Here is a 15,474-nt window from a genome sequence, read left to right on the forward strand (position 1 = left end):
GGGTGAGGACATGCAAAAAGTTCGTGTATTAATTGTTGATGATTCAATATTTATGAGAACATTAATATCTGATCTATTGACAGATAGCGGAGTTATTGAAGTGATTGGTACTGCTAGCAATGGTTTAGAAGCAGTTGATAAGATAAAGTCTCTTTCGCCTGACGTTGTCACTTTAGATGTAGAGATGCCGAAGTTAAATGGACTTGAAGTCTTAAAAATGGTTATGTCCAATACCCCTGTGCCAATAATTATGCTTAGTAGTTTAACGAAACAGGGTACGGATACAACAATAAAAGCTTTACATTATGGTGCATTCGATTTTATTGCTAAACCATCGGGATCAATTTCTTTAGATATAAAGAAAATAAGTAATGAGATAATCGATAAAATCTTAATCGCTAATACTCAAAAGGATAAGTGGATTAAGCAATGGAATAGAAAAAGTAATACTACTCCTTCTAAGACGATAGATTTAGATGAATTTGAGAATTTAAAAAAACTAGCTGGTGATCAAAAAACCCTTCATGGGATAGTGGCGATTGGAACTTCGACTGGAGGTCCGAAGGCATTACAAAAAGTTTTGACAAACATTCCTAAAAATTTCCCCTATGCGCTTTTGGTGGTTCAACATATGCCGCCGGGCTTTACAAAATCATTGGCAACTCGACTAGACTCATTATCTGAGATAAAAGTTTTTGAGGCAGAAGATATGCAAAGTATCGAACCTGGTACAGCATATATTGCTCCCGGTGATTATCACATGACTGTTACAAAAAATGCTAATAAATATCATATATCCTTAAATAAAGGTCAACATATTGGTAGGCATCGGCCAGCAGTAGATGTGCTTTTCAAATCATTGGCTGGTATTGATCTAGAAAAGATATTTGTCATTATGACAGGAATGGGTAGTGATGGTACCGAAGGTATTAAGGCGGCAAAAACTAAAGATAGTGATATAATAATTGCGGAAGCTGAGGAATCATGTATCGTATTTGGAATGCCTAAATCTGCTATTCAAACTGGTTTAGTAGATTTTGTTGTTCCTTTAGATAATATTGCAAATTACATTATAAAAGGTGTTAATAAACAGAGGAGGTGGCCGTAATGGATATGAGTCAATATTTAGATATCTTTTTGGATGAAGCTAAAGAACATTTACAAAATCTTAATGAACAGATGTTATTGTTGGAACGAGACATTAACAATCTCGATATTGTTAATGAAATATTTAGATCTGCCCATACCTTAAAAGGAACTTCTGCTACTATGGGGTTTAACAACATGGCTACTTTAACACATGAAATGGAGAATCTATTAGATTTAGTACGGAATCATAAAATGAAGGTTGATTCAAGAATAATCGATACCATTTTTAGTAGTCTGGATATTTTAGATCAGATGGTTATATCCATAAGTAACGGAGGAGACGATAGCCTAGATGCAACGGAGATGATAAACAGTTTACGTAGTATCAGTTCTGGAGAATCGGCTGAAGGAAAAGATCAAAATTCTTCATCAGCATTAGGCAATGGCCGGGAAGATTTTTTATTTGACGAATATGATCGTACAATTCTAAAACAGTCAATAGAATCAGGATATTCAGTTTATAAAATTTTGGTAACTATTGAAGCTGAAACTATTTTAAAATCGGCTCGTGCATTTATGGTTTTTCATGAGTTAGAGAAATATGGAGAGATTATCAAAGCCAATCCTCCAGTTGAAGATCTAGAAAAAGAGGATTTTGGCGATCACTTTTCTATTATTCTGATTTCAAAGAATCAATTAGAACAGGTAAAAGAAGCTGTAATGAGCATATCTGAAATACTAGATGTTAATATTTCCACCGTTACTAAAAAAGACTTGGAACTTGAGACTGAAGATAGTAAAGATATTAAAAAGATTGAAGAGAAAAGTCAAAATAATAACAGCACTAAAATTCAAGCAAACAAAGTATCTGGAAAGATGGTAAGGGTTGATATCGAACGTCTGGATGAGTTGATGAACTTATTCAGTGAGTTAGTAATTGATAAAGGACGCTTAGATGCTCTAGCAAATGATTTAAGAAACCCCATTTTAACCGACATTGTGGAACATATGAGTAGAATAAGTTCTAGTTTGCAAACTAATATATTAAATCTACGAATGGTTCCGATTGAGCAGGTATTCAACCGTTTTCCTCGGATGATAAGGGATTTATCTAAGGAATTGAATAAGAAAGTAAATCTTAGTATCATTGGTGCTGATACAGAGTTAGACAGAACCGTTATTGATGAAATCGGGGACCCACTTGTACATATACTTAGAAATGCAGTTGACCACGGTTTAGAATCTGTAGAAGATAGAGTTAAGAATAACAAGCCAGAAACCGGGGAGATAATTTTAAAGGCCTATCATAGTGGAAACTTTATTTTCATTGAAATAACCGATGATGGTAAGGGTATTAATAGGGAGAAAGTTATAAACAAAGCTATTGAAAAAGGTTTAATTACCCCAGAATCTACTATAAATCTAACTGAAAAACAAGTTTATGAATTATTACTTAAGCCCGGATTTAGTACGGCAGAAAGGGTATCTGATATTTCAGGGCGTGGAGTAGGACTTGATGTTGTTAAATCTAAGATTGAATCATTAGGTGGTTTTATATCAATTGATTCAAAGTTAGGTAAAGGAACGACATTTACGATTCAATTGCCTCTAACCTTATCTATCATTTCTTCGATGTTAGTCCAAGTACAAGAGGAAAAATATGCAATACCATTAAGTTCAATCATTGAAACTGCTATTGTTAAGAAAGATGAAATTTTATATGTTCAAAATCAAGAAGTTATTAATTTTAGAGGTAAGATCGTTCCACTAGTTTCCCTTAAAAAGGTTTTTGATGTACCAAATTCTACTAATGATGATAGTGATGAAGTTGCCATCGTTTTGGTCAGAAAGAGGGAGAAAGTGGCTGGACTAGTAGTTGATTCTTTTATAGGACAACAAGAAATCGTCCTGAAATCATTAGGTACATATCTATCACAAGTTTTTGCAATATCGGGTGCAACGATTTTAGGTGATGGCCAAGTGGCCTTAATTTTGGATACTAACGCTTTAATTAAATAGGAGGGAAGAATATGAATAACCAAACTGAACAAGTTAATGAAGAATTAAAGATTATCGTCTTTAGAATAAAAAATGAAGAGTATGGTGTCGATGTAAAACAAGTAAAATCTATTGAACGTATGGAACACATTACTAGAGTTCCTAATACTCCTCCATTTGTTAAGGGTGTTATTAATTTAAGGGGAGTTGTAGTACCAATAATAGATTTAAGAAAGAGATTAGGTATTGACCAACAAGAATATAATGATTCAACTAGGATTATTATTGTAAATGTGGACGAGATGGAAGTTGGATTAATAGTTGATGAAGCAAATGATGTAATTGATATTCCTATCAGTTCAATTGAACCTCCACCAAAAGTAGTGGGTGGTGTTGAATCGGTTTATCTTCGCGGTGTAGCTAAAATCTCCGAACGACTATTAGTTCTACTAAACCTAGATCAGGTTTTAAATCCTGATGAGATCAGACAACTAGAAAAGTTTGGTATTGAATGATGGGATTTAGTTTCGATAAAATAAAAGATTTACAAATAGATATTCTTAAAGAAGTTGGAAATATAGGAGCTGGCCATGCTGCAACCGCGTTATCAACTATGATTCAAAAACAAATAGATATGAACGTACCAAATGTTAAGTTAATCCCTTTTTCGGAAATTGAAGATTTTTTAGGTGGAGAAGATAAGGTTGTAGTCGGTATTTTCCTTAGAGTTGAAGGGGATATTCCGGGTAATATGTTTTTTGTTATGACTGTAGACTCAGCAAAACAACTTCTAAAACGGATGATGGGGGATGCTGTTAGTAGCGATCCTGAATTTTCAGAAATAGAATTTTCAGCATTACATGAGGTAGGAAATATATTAGCTGGGTCATACCTTTCTTCTTTAGCTGACTTTACAAACTTAAAATTGTATCCTACAGTTCCCTCGATGGCGATTGATATGGTAGGAGCTATAATTAGTTTTGGATTACTACAAGTTAGTCAAATTAGTGATGTTGCAATCTTAATTAATACTACCTTTTTAGAAGGTGAGCATTTTATTGAGGGACATTTTTTCCTGATCCCTGATCCAGAAGCATTTGATAGATTATTTTCTGCATTAGGAGTACCGTTATGATGAATGTTGTTAAGGTAAGAATGGCTGATTTAAATACAATTGGCGCACCAGCGCGCATTAGAACAACTGGTTTAGGATCTTGTGTAGGTATTGTTCTTTTTGATGTAAAACAAAAAGTTGGTGGAATGGCCCATATTATGCTTCCTTCATCTGAGATTGCTAAAGACAATCAATTTCTTAATAGGGCAAAATATGCTGATACAGCAGTACCTTTATTATTTGAAAAGATGTTAAGTATTGGGGCATCTAAGGAGAACATCGTTGCTAAACTTGCTGGTGGTTCACAAATGTTTCAATTCAATACATCTAATGATATGTTAAGGATTGGACCAAGAAACGTCGAGGCATCTAAGCTGGCATTGTCTAATATAGGAATTCCCTTGATTGCTGAAGACACTGGCGGGAATATCGGAAGGACAATTGAATTAGACACTCAAACTGGTATATTACACATTAAAACGGCGAATTTAGGTGTTAAGGAAATATGATGTCATTGTTTAGGGTTATTTTTCCACTCTCTGTAAGTGTATTAGCATCATTGATAGTATTTTTTTTCAATTTACGTGTAAATTTATTGAAAACTTCTTTGATTAGGGGAGTAATAGTTTTTTCAATTTTCTTTGTTCTTGGATTGTTAATTCAATACGTTCTCCATTTAAATATCAATTCATCGAAAAAAGACCAAGAAGTGTTTGAACCCTTAAAATTTGAAAGGGTGGAAATAGATAATGGTGATAAGGTTGAAGAATTGGTTAAGGGAATTAGGACGTTCTCAGAAGTTGAATAAAGGGTAGGTGTCATCATATGGAGAGCCTGAAACAAGTTAATGTAAATCAATTGTGGCAATTATGGCGGGAGTATGATGATTCGGATGCTTATCAGCAATTAGTAGATAAATATATTGGTTTAGTTGACCAAGTTGTAAAAAAAATGAAAGTTAACTTATCTAGTCAAGTTACTTTTGATGAGCTTAAGAGTAGTGGGATGCTTGGTTTTATCGACGCCCTTAAAAAATTTGATTATAAAAGGGGTTTGCAATTTGAAACTTATGCATCGTTGCGGATTCGCGGTGCAATCATTGATGGCTTACGGGAAAATGATTGGGTACCACGTTCCATTAGAGAAAAGGCCAAAAAGATTGAAAATGCTTACCAGATCCTAGAGCAGAAATTTCTTCGTTCCGTTACAGATGAGGAAATTATGAAGTTTTTAAAAATGGATAGGCAAGAATTTTATCAGAGTTTACAAGAAACATCATTTATGCATTTATTATCTCTTGACGAACCTATTGATGAGGATAGAGAGAATACGAGAAGAGCCTTAATTACTGATTCAGGAGAGACCATTGATGACAAACTTGATAGGCAACATCTCAAGGAGATATTAGCAGCAGCGATTGAAAGACTACCTGAAAAAGAAAAATTAATCGTTACACTATATTATTATGAAGAGTTGAATTTGACAGAGATTTCTGAGATATTAGGGTTATCAACATCGCGAATTTCCCAGTTACATACTAAGGCAATTTATCGACTAAGGGGAGCATTGGGAAGGCAGAAAAAAAATCTTTTTTAACCAATTAATTGGAGGGAGGGGTATGTGTGAGTTTAAGAACAATTGAGCTTCAATTGGTCATGCCGAAGTCTCAAGATGTTGGACAGCTCCAAAACACCCTTCATCAAAGAGCTACAGTTGAACAGAGTGTTTTGATGACAAAAATGAAACAACTAGAAATAGAAAAACGTAAGAAAACTGAAAAGCTTAACAAATCGGAGATGCGTGAGCATAATACTACAAAAACGCCTCGATTGCCACGTTCAACTGATCATCGCGGTAGGTTTATCGATATTGAGTTGTAATAAGCTAACATTTGGTTAGCTTTCTTTTTAATCTTACATAAATAAAATATCTAGAAGTTTGGTGAGGACATGGAAATTCTCTTAATGCAAGTAGGATTATTAACTGTTGGAATTATATTCATTATCATTGCTTTATTTAAGCCAAAAAATGATGGGATCTCTGAGGATAAGATTGAAAAAATGTTTGAAGATTTCCTTTTGCAGATCGAAATTGAAAATGAAGAGATATTAAAAAAGATTAAACTAACACATACTGAAATTTATTCCCAATTAGAAAAGGAATTGCGTACGCTAGAAAAACGGGTAACAGAAATAGAATCACGGCTTGTAACATCAGAAGCCACTTCTACTGGCTCCTATATTACCCCTAACGATGAAAATTCATATCAACTAAATGCAAAATATGAAGAAGTATTAAAGCTGTATAATAGTGGTTACAGTATTGATGAAGTAGCTCAAAAAACAAATATTAGTCATGCTGAGATAAAATTAATTCTAGGACTTAAGCAGAAAGGGTATAAAAATGTTTAAAAATAGGTTTTTTCTTCTGGGAATAGGAATTGGGTTTATTTTAAGTAGTTTTCTTTTATTTTCTTTATATGACTTTGATAATAAAATGGAAAGTGTAGCGTATGACAACCCATCTGATTTAATTTCTATTGATGGGGAAAAAAATGATAAATCGGTTAGTTTCATTGACTCAGAAGATGATAATAGTGAAGGACCAAAAATTGAGAATAATGATGAGAATATTATAAATAATAGTAATGAAGCTGATATAAATGACAGTAAAAATACCAATGATAATATTATTAATGGGAATGATAATGATAATATTACTAATGTTAATGATAATGCTATAACTCCTATCAAATTCACAATTCAGGAAGGAATGGACTCTTTTGAAGTAGCGGATTACCTGTATGAAATTGGAATTTTACAAGATAAGAAACAATTTATCAGAATTTTATTTAATGCAAAACTAACTAAAAAAATACTTGCAATGGATTATGTTTATGATAAAGAATTATCAGTCGAAGAATTAATCGAATTAATTACTAATACTAATCGGGAAGATTGGCAAAAATAATCTCTATTTTTTAACAAACTTTATAATCAAATGGTGTTGAAACTTGTTTTTAATTATGGTATAGTAGTCTTCGGTGTAAAAATACACACGTTTACAGATTTAACTACAGGTTCTGGTTGTCCAGTGGTAGTTAAAGATGAAGTGAACGGAGGAAAAAAACCAAAGGAGGTGTGGAGGATATGGCAGTAATTTCCATGAAACAATTATTGGAAGCAGGGGTTCATTTCGGGCATCAAACTCGTCGTTGGAACCCAAAAATGGCACGCTATATCTTCACTGAAAGAAACGGAATTTATATTATCGACCTACAAAAAACTGTAAAGAAGGTTGAAGAAGCATACAATTTTATGAGAGAAATTGCAGCTTCAGGTAAGACTGTACTTTTTGTAGGTACTAAAAAACAAGCTCAGGATTCTGTAAAATCAGAAGCTGAACGTTCAGGTAGCTTTTACATCAACCAACGTTGGTTAGGTGGTACGTTAACAAACTTCGCTACAATTCAAAAGCGTATAGATCGCTTAAGTGAATTAGAGAAAATGGAAGAAGATGGAACTTTTGATGTATTACCAAAGAAAGAAGTTATCATTCTTAAAAAAGAAAAAGATCGTTTAGAGAAGTTCTTAGGTGGAATTAAAGGCATGAAAGAGCTTCCTGGGGCGTTGTTTGTAGTAGATCCTCGCAAAGAACGTATTGCTGTTGCAGAAGCTCGTAAACTTAATATTCCTATCATTGGAATTGTGGACACTAACTGTGACCCAGATGAAATAGATTATGTCATCCCTGGTAACGATGATGCTATTCGTGCTGTTAAGTTATTAACTGAAAAGATGGCAGATGCTATTTTAGAAGGTAGACAAGGAGAGCAAACTGCTGAGTAATATATGAGGGTGGCCTAAGGGTTTTATACCCTTACCACCTTTTTTTAATAATAAATGATGAAAATCAATACTCATGTCAATTGATGATATTAATACATATAAGGAGGACGTTAGCTATGCAAATTACAGCAGCTATGGTTAAGGAATTACGTGAGAAGACTGGCGCAGGAATGATGGATTGTAAAAAAGCGCTTAATGAAGCTAATGGTGATATGGAAAAAGCGGCTGAAATCCTTCGTGAAAAAGGTATTGCTTCTGCAGCGAAAAAAGCTGGACGCATTGCAGCAGAAGGCGTTGTAGAGTCCTACATTCATGGTGGAGGTCGTATTGGAGTATTAGTTGAAGTTAACTGTGAAACTGACTTTGTAGCAAAAACCGATGAATTCAAAAAGTTTGTAAGGGATATTGCTATGCATATTGCTGCAACAAATCCAAAGTTTTTGAAGCGTGAAGATGTTCCTCAAGAAGAAATTGAAAAAGAGCGTGAGATCCTTAAACAACAGGCACTTAATGAAGGAAAACCTGAACATATTGTTGATAAAATGGTTCAAGGTCGTTTAGAAAAGTACTATAAAGAGGTATGTTTATTAGAGCAACCATTTGTTAAAGATCCAGACAAAACCATTGAAGTACTTGTTAAAGAGAAAATTGCTCAAATTGGAGAAAATATTAACATTCGTCGTTACGTAAGATATGAATTAGGTGAAGGGCTAGAGAAAAAAGAAGATAACTTCGTAGAAGAAGTAATGTCACAAGCAAGAGTCTAAACGTATAATGTGAATTTAATGATAAGCGAGTAGGAACACCATTGTGTTCCTATTTTTGCGATTAACTAGAAACTAATATCTTTTTAACTAATATAACTTTCAGCTTTGCTTTTTAGCAGGAAACTATTTATTTATGTAGAATATAATTAACGGAGGTTGTGAGATGAGTCGCCCAAAATATAAAAGAATTATCCTTAAATTAAGTGGGGAAGCACTGGCTGGGGAACTTGGTCATGGTATCGATCCAAAAGTTATTTATTCCATAGCACATCAAATTAAGGAAATATATGAAATAGGTACTCAAGTAGCTGTCGTAGTTGGTGGAGGCAATATCTGGAGAGGTGTAGCTGGAAGTGCAAAGGGAATGGATCGTGCAACAGCCGATTATATGGGAATGTTAGCAACTGTAATCAATTCCTTAGCTTTACAAGATGCATTAGAAAAGTTATCAGTGCCAACAAGGATGCAAACATCTATTGAGATGAGGCAGGTTGCTGAACCATATATTCGAAGAAGGGCTATTCGACATTTAGAAAAAAATCGAGTAGTTATTTTTGCAGGTGGTACCGGTAATCCATATTTTTCAACTGATACAACTGCTGCTCTTAGGGCGGCTGAAATTGAGGCTGACGTTATATTGATGGCGAAAAATAAAGTCGATGGAGTTTACTCTGCAGATCCTGCGAAAATTAAAGATGCTGTAAAGTATGAATCACTAACTTATCTAGATGTTATTAAAAAGGGTTTGGCAGTGATGGATTCTACTGCATCCTCTTTAAGTATGGAAAATAATATCCCGATGATAGTATTTAATATCTCAAAAGAAGGTAATATAAAGAGAGTAGTATTAGGAGAAAAAATTGGAACAATTATTGGAGGGGAATGATTTATGACTCAATCAATTATCCAAAATACTAAAGACAGAATGGAAAAGGCAATTGCTTCTTTAAAGAAAGAATTAGCAAGCATTAGGGCTGGAAGAGCTAACCCTGCTATCTTAGACAGAGTACAGGTTGATTATTATGGTACTGCTACACCCTTGAATCAGATGGCCAATATTTCTACATTAGATGCCCGCACACTATTAATCCAACCTTGGGATAAAACAGTTTTAAATGAAATAGAAAAGGCGATTTTAAAATCTGACTTAGGACTTACTCCAGCTAATGATGGAACCGTGATTCGAATTAGTATTCCACCTTTAACAGAAGAGCGGAGAAAAGAATTGGTTAAACTTGCAAAAAAAACCGGTGAAGAAAGTAAGGTAGCTATTCGTAATATTCGGCGAGATGCCAATGATGAGCTTAAAAAACTTGAAAAAGCTGGAGATATTTCTGAGGATGAAGCTCGTCGTACGCAGGATGAGATTCAAAAAACCACCGATAAATATATTGATGAAGTTGATAAACTAGTTAGTACTAAAGAAAAAGAAATACTTGAAGTATAATTAATTCCCCCCTCGTTAATGGGGGGATTATTTTACAGATGAATTTGAGATGGAGGCATTTTTATGCTACAGGGGATTTTTTCAAAATATAAAGAAAAACGAGTGGAAAAAATAGCAATTAGTGATATCGATTTATCCAATGTTCCTAAGCATGTGGCTATCATCATGGATGGTAATGGTCGATGGGCAAAAAATAGAGGTTTACCAAGGGTTGCCGGCCACAAGGCCGGAGTGCAAACTATTAAAAAAATCGCAAATATAGCTAGTAACATTGGAATTGAAGTATTAACCCTATTTGCTTTTTCTACAGAGAATTGGAAAAGACCTGAAAAGGAAGTTAAGTTTTTAATGGAGTTACCTCAGCAATTTCTTCTAGATTATATGGAAGAATTGATGGAAAAAAATGTACAAGTTAAACTAATGGGCTTTGATAAACAATTACCCGATAATACCTTAAACGCTGTGAGAGAAGCTGAAGAACGCACAAAAAATAATACAGGTTTGATTCTTAATTTTGCATTGAATTATGGAAGTCGAGCGGAAATAGTAAATGCAACCAAAAATATCTTGAATGATGTGATAAACGGTAAGCTTGAACAAGATGAAATTAATGAAACTACTTTTAATAACTATTTATTGACCAAAGATTACCCAGAACCAGATTTATTAATAAGAACTAGTGGTGAGCAAAGAATTAGTAATTTTCTTCTGTGGCAACTTGCATACTCTGAATTGTGGTTTACCCCTGTATATTGGCCAGATTTTAACGAACAATTATTTTTGATGGCGATTTATGATTACCAAAAGAGAGGTAGAAGATTTGGGGGATTAGAAGAATAAAGGAGAGTATTTATGAAACAGAGAATTATAACTGGACTAGTAGGTGCTGTTGGCTTTTTATATGTTGTAAAATTAGGAGGAATTCCTTACTCATTGCTAGTTATTCTACTAGCGATCTTAGCCTATTTTGAATATTTGAAGATGAGTAGTACTAAAATTTATTCTATCGAAGGTTTGATTGGTTTAGGTACTGCTTTATCGATAATAATCTCACATAATAAACTATTTACATTTTTTCTTGATATTGATGAAGTATATATAATGTTGAGTGCCTTGTTTCTTTATCTAGTGATTGTCGTTACTAAAAAGAATAAAATTACCTTTGATAAGGTCGGATTTTATCTTTTAGGTGCTATGTATATTGGATTTGGTTTTTCTTATATGCTAGAAACGAGATTCTTGAATAATGGCTTAGCCCTAACGTTATTCATTCTTTTCTTAACGTGGGCGTCTGATACCGGAGCATATTTTTCAGGAAAATACTTCGGTAAAAACAAATTATGGCCAGAAATTAGCCCAAAGAAAACGATCGAAGGTTCAATTGGTGCTATAGTATCGACAATTTTAGTTGGTTTATTTTTAAATGTTCTTCTTGAGATAAACGATGATATTTTACAGCTCATCTGGTTTGGAATTTTAATATCTATAGTAGGGCAGTTTGGTGATTTAGTGGAGTCAGCTTTAAAAAGGTCAAAGGATGTTAAAGACTCAGGTTCTATATTACCAGGACATGGAGGGATATTAGATCGTTTTGATAGTCTAATCTTTATATTTCTAGTACTACATCTATTTCGTATTATATAATAAGTCTGAGGTGGAGCAAGCATGAAAAACATAGCTATACTAGGATCTACAGGTTCGATCGGAACACAAACACTTGAAGTAATCAAAGCCCACCCTAAACAATTTCGCGTGATTGGATTATCAGGTGGAACCAATCTTACTTTGTTACGGGAACAAATTAAGCTTTTTTCACCTAAAATAGTTTCAGTTAAATCAAAGTTGATTGCTGACAAGTTAAAAGCTGATGTTCCTGCTAATATTAAAATTGTTTATGGTGAAGAAGGTCTGATAGAAGTTGCTACATTTGATGAAGTAGATTTTGTTGTTTCCGCAGTAGTTGGAAGTATTGGCTTAAAACCAACAATAAAAGCTATCGAAGTTGGTAAGCAAATTGGGCTAGCGAATAAAGAAACATTGGTATCTGGTGGACATATTGTGATGGAATTAGCCAAAAAACACCAAGTGTCAATAATTCCGATTGATAGTGAACACTCAGCAATCTATCAGAGTTTAAATGGTGAAAATATAAAGCAGGTAAAGAGAATTATATTAACCGCTTCAGGAGGAACTTTTAGGGATAAAACAAGAGAAGAACTACGGAATGTAACCATTGAAGATGCTTTAAAACATCCTAACTGGTCTATGGGTGCTAAAATTACTATTGATTCAGCAACTATGATGAATAAAGGCTTGGAGATCATCGAAGCACATTGGTTATTTAATCTGCCTTTTGAGAAAATCGACGTCTTAATTCATCCAGAAAGTATTATTCATTCTATGGTAGAGTTTCAAGATTTAGCAATTATTGCCCAATTAGGAACGCCGGATATGAAAGTACCAATCCAATATGCATTATCATACCCGGACCGAATAGAATTAAATAGTAAGCCATTAGATTTAACAGAAGTCGGAACATTAAATTTTAGAAAACCAGATTATGAAAGGTTTCCTAGTTTAAAAATGGCTTATCAAAGTGGAAAAATAGGCGGGACAATGCCTACGGTGTTAAATGCGGCTAATGAAGCTGTAGTCGAAGCTTTTTTACAGAGCAGAGTTCCTTTTATTGAAATAGAAAGTTTAATCCATAATGTACTGGATCAACATAATAGTATTATAAATCCTTCATTAGAAGAAATAATAGCAGCAGATCTTTGGGCAAGAAATGCCGTTAAGGATTTGATTATAAATAAAGGATGGTGATGAAATTGAATTTGATCTTGATTTCTGAGATTGTGCTCGCTTTTGTGGCGATAATGTTTGTTCATGAATTGGGACATTTCATTTTTGCAAAAAAAGCAGGTATTTTAGTGCGGGAGTTTTCTTTGGGTTTAGGACCAAAGTTATTTACCATAAAAAAGGGCGAAACATACTATTCACTGAGAATTTTACCCTTTGGAGCATATGTTAAGATGGCGGGGGAAGATCCAGAAATTAATGATTTTAATCCAGGACAGAAGGTTGGGGTAAAAACCAATTCTAAAGGTGAAGTCACAGATATTTATATCGATACAACTATGGAAAAGGAGATCAAGGTAGATCAAATTGATCTGGAACGAGAATTATATATTAAAGGTATCGATGAGAAAGAGAATATTGTAACTTATCCCATTTCATCAGAAGCCTTTTTACATCATGACGGTAAGAAAACTCAAATTGCCCCATGGGATCGACAATTTGGCTCAAAATCGATTATCGACCGCTTTATGACTATTATAGCAGGTCCATTGTTTAATATATTATTCACTTTAATAGTTATTTTTTCAATTGCTATGATGGTTGGGGTACCTACCGACCAGATTATGATTACTAACATTGTTGAGGATTCACCTGCTGAATTAGCCGGCTTACAAGAAGGCGATATAATCTTGGGAGTAAATGATATTATCTTTGATTCATCTGAAGACATTGTAAAGATGATTCAAAAATCACCTGGGGTCGAAATTAATTTATTAATTGAGAGAGATGGAAAACAGTTAGTAAAGCAGATTACACCAAAGGCAGATGAGAATGGTATTGGTAAGATTGGGGTAGGTTTATCTCCAGTGCAAAAGAAAGCCACGATTATCGAAGCAGCTTCTTCAGCAGTTAAACAGACTACTGGACTAGCAGTTGTAACCATCGAAAGTTTTAGAATGTTGTTTACTGGAAATGTAGGGATTGATGATATAGCTGGGCCTGTAGGGATAATAGAAGTTACTAGTGCTTACGCCAAAAAAGGATTATTAACATTGATGAATTGGACAGCTGTTCTAAGTTTATATATAGGTATTTTTAATTTGATACCAATACCTGCATTGGATGGTAGTAGATTGTTGTTTTTATCTATTGAAGCCCTGAGGGGAAAACCAATTGACCCACAAAAAGAAAGTATGGTACATTTAATTGGCTTTGCATTTTTAATGCTAATAATGATTTTGGTAACAATCAATGATGTATCGAAATTATTCAGTTAATAGACTAGGAAGGTGCTACCATGAATAGACGAGAGGAGACACGTCCAGTATTTGTTGGAAATGTTCAGATCGGGGGACAACAAGATGTCGTAATTCAATCGATGACTTCAACGGATACTAAGAATATTGACGCTACTGTTTCTCAAATAGAAAAATTAGCTGAGGTTGGCTGCCAAATTGTTCGCCTAGCTGTAATGGATGAAGAGGCTGCAAGAGCTATTAAAGAAATTAAAAAACGCTCCCCTCTTCCCTTAGTAGCAGATATCCATTTTGATTATAAATTAGCTCTAATCGCTTTAGAGAGTGGTATAGATAAGATAAGAATTAATCCAGGAAACATTGGTTCTATTGATAAGGTTAAGAAGGTTGTAGAAGCTTGTAGGGAAAGAAATGTCCCAATACGAATCGGGGTTAATTCTGGATCGATAGAGAAAGACATTCTGAAAAAATACGGACATCCAACGGCTGAAGGCTTAGTTGAATCAGCGATAAAACACGTGGAAATCTTAGAACAATTTGATTTTTATGATATTGTTGTTTCTCTAAAAGCTTCTAGTGTTCCAATGATGGTTAAAGCATATCACTTAATGGCATCTAAACGTAATTACCCACTCCATGTAGGTGTAACTGAAGCAGGAACTTATTTTTCTGGCAGTATTAAGTCAGCTGTTGGAATAGGTTCTGTCTTATCTAGTGGAGTAGGAGATACCATTCGGGTATCTTTAACAGGAGATCCAGTTGAAGAAATTAAGGTTGCAAAAGAGATCTTAAAAAGTTTAGAGATTAGGATAAATGAACCACAAATTATCTCTTGCCCAACCTGTGGGAGGACACAAATTGATCTAGTTGAATTAGCCAACAAAGTTGAACATATGTTGCAAAAAATTGACCAACCACTTAAAGTAGCAGTTATGGGATGTGCGGTTAATGGTCCAGGAGAGGCTAAAGAAGCTGATGTTGGTGTTGCTGGTGGTAATGGTGAAGGGTTAATCTTTAGAAATGGAAAGATTGTAAGAAAAATCAAAGAAGAAAACCTATATGAAGAACTTTTAAAAGAGATTGAAGATATTATCGGTAAAAAGTTAGTAGGACTTATGGATTGATCTTTATGTTGTACTAATATATGTAAAAGGGG

General features: G+C 34.1%; 19 protein-coding genes. All 19 read left to right on the forward strand.

Annotated elements, in window-relative coordinates:
• Positions 1–10: 10 nt before the first annotated feature.
• The 19 genes from BHF71_RS00490 to ispG all read left to right on the forward strand — a co-directional run bounded on the left by BHF71_RS00490 (position 11) and on the right by ispG (position 15,442).
• Entirely contained in the window at positions 11–1,108 is a 1,098-nt protein-coding gene (locus tag BHF71_RS00490; protein ID WP_069655733.1) for a protein-glutamate methylesterase/protein-glutamine glutaminase, read from the forward strand.
• Entirely contained in the window at positions 1,108–3,108 is a 2,001-nt protein-coding gene (locus BHF71_RS00495; protein WP_069655734.1) for a chemotaxis protein CheA, read from the forward strand. Before BHF71_RS00490 ends, BHF71_RS00495 begins: the two co-directional genes overlap by 1 nt.
• Before the next feature lie 11 nt (positions 3,109–3,119).
• Positions 3,120–3,602 carry a chemotaxis protein CheW gene (locus tag BHF71_RS00500; RefSeq protein ID WP_069655735.1) on the forward strand — a complete coding sequence of 161 codons (483 nt, stop codon included), beginning with the start codon at positions 3,120–3,122 and terminating at the stop codon, positions 3,600–3,602.
• Complete coding sequence (locus tag BHF71_RS00505) at positions 3,599–4,222, forward strand: chemotaxis protein CheC (RefSeq protein WP_069655736.1); 624 nt, start codon at positions 3,599–3,601, stop codon at positions 4,220–4,222. Before BHF71_RS00500 ends, BHF71_RS00505 begins: the two co-directional genes overlap by 4 nt.
• A complete protein-coding gene (locus BHF71_RS00510) occupies positions 4,222–4,710 on the forward strand; it encodes a chemotaxis protein CheD (protein ID WP_425425361.1) in 489 nt (162 codons plus the stop codon). The genes BHF71_RS00505 and BHF71_RS00510 overlap by 1 nt, the downstream gene beginning before the upstream one ends.
• Positions 4,707–5,009, forward strand: a complete 303-nt coding sequence (locus BHF71_RS00515) for a hypothetical protein (RefSeq protein WP_069655738.1) — start codon at positions 4,707–4,709, stop codon at positions 5,007–5,009. The genes BHF71_RS00510 and BHF71_RS00515 overlap by 4 nt, the downstream gene beginning before the upstream one ends.
• Before the next feature lie 17 nt (positions 5,010–5,026).
• Complete coding sequence (locus BHF71_RS00520; protein ID WP_069655739.1) at positions 5,027–5,797, forward strand: FliA/WhiG family RNA polymerase sigma factor; 771 nt, start codon at positions 5,027–5,029, stop codon at positions 5,795–5,797.
• A 26-nt stretch (positions 5,798–5,823) separates the two neighbouring features.
• On the forward strand, positions 5,824–6,081 hold the full coding sequence (locus BHF71_RS00525) for a hypothetical protein (RefSeq protein WP_069655740.1): 258 nt from the start codon (positions 5,824–5,826) through the stop codon (positions 6,079–6,081).
• A gap of 84 nt (positions 6,082–6,165) precedes the next feature.
• Positions 6,166–6,612: a DUF2802 domain-containing protein gene (locus tag BHF71_RS00530; RefSeq protein WP_176717270.1), complete on the forward strand. Its 447-nt coding sequence runs from the start codon at positions 6,166–6,168 to the stop codon at positions 6,610–6,612.
• Positions 6,605–7,171 (forward strand): hypothetical protein, encoded by a 567-nt coding sequence (locus tag BHF71_RS00535; protein WP_069655742.1) that lies wholly within the window; start codon positions 6,605–6,607, stop codon positions 7,169–7,171. Before BHF71_RS00530 ends, BHF71_RS00535 begins: the two co-directional genes overlap by 8 nt.
• A gap of 179 nt (positions 7,172–7,350) precedes the next feature.
• The gene (rpsB, locus tag BHF71_RS00540) at positions 7,351–8,049 is read left to right on the forward strand and encodes a 30S ribosomal protein S2 (RefSeq protein WP_069655743.1); all 699 of its coding nucleotides are present in this window, start codon (positions 7,351–7,353) and stop codon (positions 8,047–8,049) included.
• A gap of 116 nt (positions 8,050–8,165) precedes the next feature.
• On the forward strand, positions 8,166–8,816 hold the full coding sequence (gene tsf, locus BHF71_RS00545) for a translation elongation factor Ts (protein ID WP_069655744.1): 651 nt from the start codon (positions 8,166–8,168) through the stop codon (positions 8,814–8,816).
• Between the two features lie 163 nt (positions 8,817–8,979).
• Positions 8,980–9,702: a UMP kinase gene (pyrH, locus tag BHF71_RS00550; RefSeq protein WP_069655745.1), complete on the forward strand. Its 723-nt coding sequence runs from the start codon at positions 8,980–8,982 to the stop codon at positions 9,700–9,702.
• 3 nt (positions 9,703–9,705) lie between these two features.
• Positions 9,706–10,263 carry a ribosome recycling factor gene (gene frr / locus BHF71_RS00555; RefSeq protein ID WP_069655746.1) on the forward strand — a complete coding sequence of 186 codons (558 nt, stop codon included), beginning with the start codon at positions 9,706–9,708 and terminating at the stop codon, positions 10,261–10,263.
• Between the two features lie 63 nt (positions 10,264–10,326).
• A complete protein-coding gene (locus BHF71_RS00560) occupies positions 10,327–11,103 on the forward strand; it encodes an undecaprenyl pyrophosphate synthase (protein WP_084024045.1) in 777 nt (258 codons plus the stop codon).
• A 12-nt stretch (positions 11,104–11,115) separates the two neighbouring features.
• Positions 11,116–11,907, forward strand: coding sequence for a phosphatidate cytidylyltransferase (locus BHF71_RS00565; protein ID WP_069655747.1), 792 nt, complete (start codon positions 11,116–11,118; stop codon positions 11,905–11,907).
• Positions 11,908–11,928: 21 nt separating this feature from the next.
• Positions 11,929–13,086 (forward strand): 1-deoxy-D-xylulose-5-phosphate reductoisomerase, encoded by a 1,158-nt coding sequence (locus BHF71_RS00570; RefSeq protein WP_069655748.1) that lies wholly within the window; start codon positions 11,929–11,931, stop codon positions 13,084–13,086.
• A 5-nt stretch (positions 13,087–13,091) separates the two neighbouring features.
• Entirely contained in the window at positions 13,092–14,339 is a 1,248-nt protein-coding gene (gene rseP, locus BHF71_RS00575) for an RIP metalloprotease RseP (protein ID WP_176717271.1), read from the forward strand.
• A 20-nt stretch (positions 14,340–14,359) separates the two neighbouring features.
• Positions 14,360–15,442: a flavodoxin-dependent (E)-4-hydroxy-3-methylbut-2-enyl-diphosphate synthase gene (gene ispG / locus BHF71_RS00580; RefSeq protein ID WP_069655750.1), complete on the forward strand. Its 1,083-nt coding sequence runs from the start codon at positions 14,360–14,362 to the stop codon at positions 15,440–15,442.
• Positions 15,443–15,474 lie beyond the last annotated feature (32 nt).

The organism is Vulcanibacillus modesticaldus (assembly GCF_001730235.1).
In the GTDB taxonomy this organism is placed as follows: Bacteria; Bacillota; Bacilli; order Tepidibacillales; family Tepidibacillaceae; genus Vulcanibacillus; species Vulcanibacillus modesticaldus.

Bases quoted from the DNA above. Each gene is read 5' to 3' on its own strand.
- BHF71_RS00560 (WP_084024045.1), top strand. From the start codon at position 10,327: ATGCTACAGGGGATTTTTTCAAAATATAAAGAAAAACGAGTGGAAAAA.
- ispG (WP_069655750.1), top strand. From the start codon at position 14,360: ATGAATAGACGAGAGGAGACACGTCCAGTATTTGTTGGAAATGTTCAG.
- BHF71_RS00520 (WP_069655739.1), top strand. From the start codon at position 5,027: ATGGAGAGCCTGAAACAAGTTAATGTAAATCAATTGTGGCAATTATGG.
- BHF71_RS00570 (WP_069655748.1), top strand. From the start codon at position 11,929: ATGAAAAACATAGCTATACTAGGATCTACAGGTTCGATCGGAACACAA.
- BHF71_RS00515 (WP_069655738.1), top strand. From the start codon at position 4,707: ATGATGTCATTGTTTAGGGTTATTTTTCCACTCTCTGTAAGTGTATTA.
- BHF71_RS00535 (WP_069655742.1), top strand. From the start codon at position 6,605: ATGTTTAAAAATAGGTTTTTTCTTCTGGGAATAGGAATTGGGTTTATT.
- BHF71_RS00530 (WP_176717270.1), top strand. From the start codon at position 6,166: ATGCAAGTAGGATTATTAACTGTTGGAATTATATTCATTATCATTGCT.
- pyrH (WP_069655745.1), top strand. From the start codon at position 8,980: ATGAGTCGCCCAAAATATAAAAGAATTATCCTTAAATTAAGTGGGGAA.
- BHF71_RS00500 (WP_069655735.1), top strand. From the start codon at position 3,120: ATGAATAACCAAACTGAACAAGTTAATGAAGAATTAAAGATTATCGTC.
- BHF71_RS00490 (WP_069655733.1), top strand. From the start codon at position 11: ATGCAAAAAGTTCGTGTATTAATTGTTGATGATTCAATATTTATGAGA.
- BHF71_RS00495 (WP_069655734.1), top strand. From the start codon at position 1,108: ATGGATATGAGTCAATATTTAGATATCTTTTTGGATGAAGCTAAAGAA.
- BHF71_RS00565 (WP_069655747.1), top strand. From the start codon at position 11,116: ATGAAACAGAGAATTATAACTGGACTAGTAGGTGCTGTTGGCTTTTTA.
- rpsB (WP_069655743.1), top strand. From the start codon at position 7,351: ATGGCAGTAATTTCCATGAAACAATTATTGGAAGCAGGGGTTCATTTC.
- BHF71_RS00505 (WP_069655736.1), top strand. From the start codon at position 3,599: ATGATGGGATTTAGTTTCGATAAAATAAAAGATTTACAAATAGATATT.
- tsf (WP_069655744.1), top strand. From the start codon at position 8,166: ATGCAAATTACAGCAGCTATGGTTAAGGAATTACGTGAGAAGACTGGC.
- BHF71_RS00510 (WP_425425361.1), top strand. From the start codon at position 4,222: ATGAATGTTGTTAAGGTAAGAATGGCTGATTTAAATACAATTGGCGCA.
- frr (WP_069655746.1), top strand. From the start codon at position 9,706: ATGACTCAATCAATTATCCAAAATACTAAAGACAGAATGGAAAAGGCA.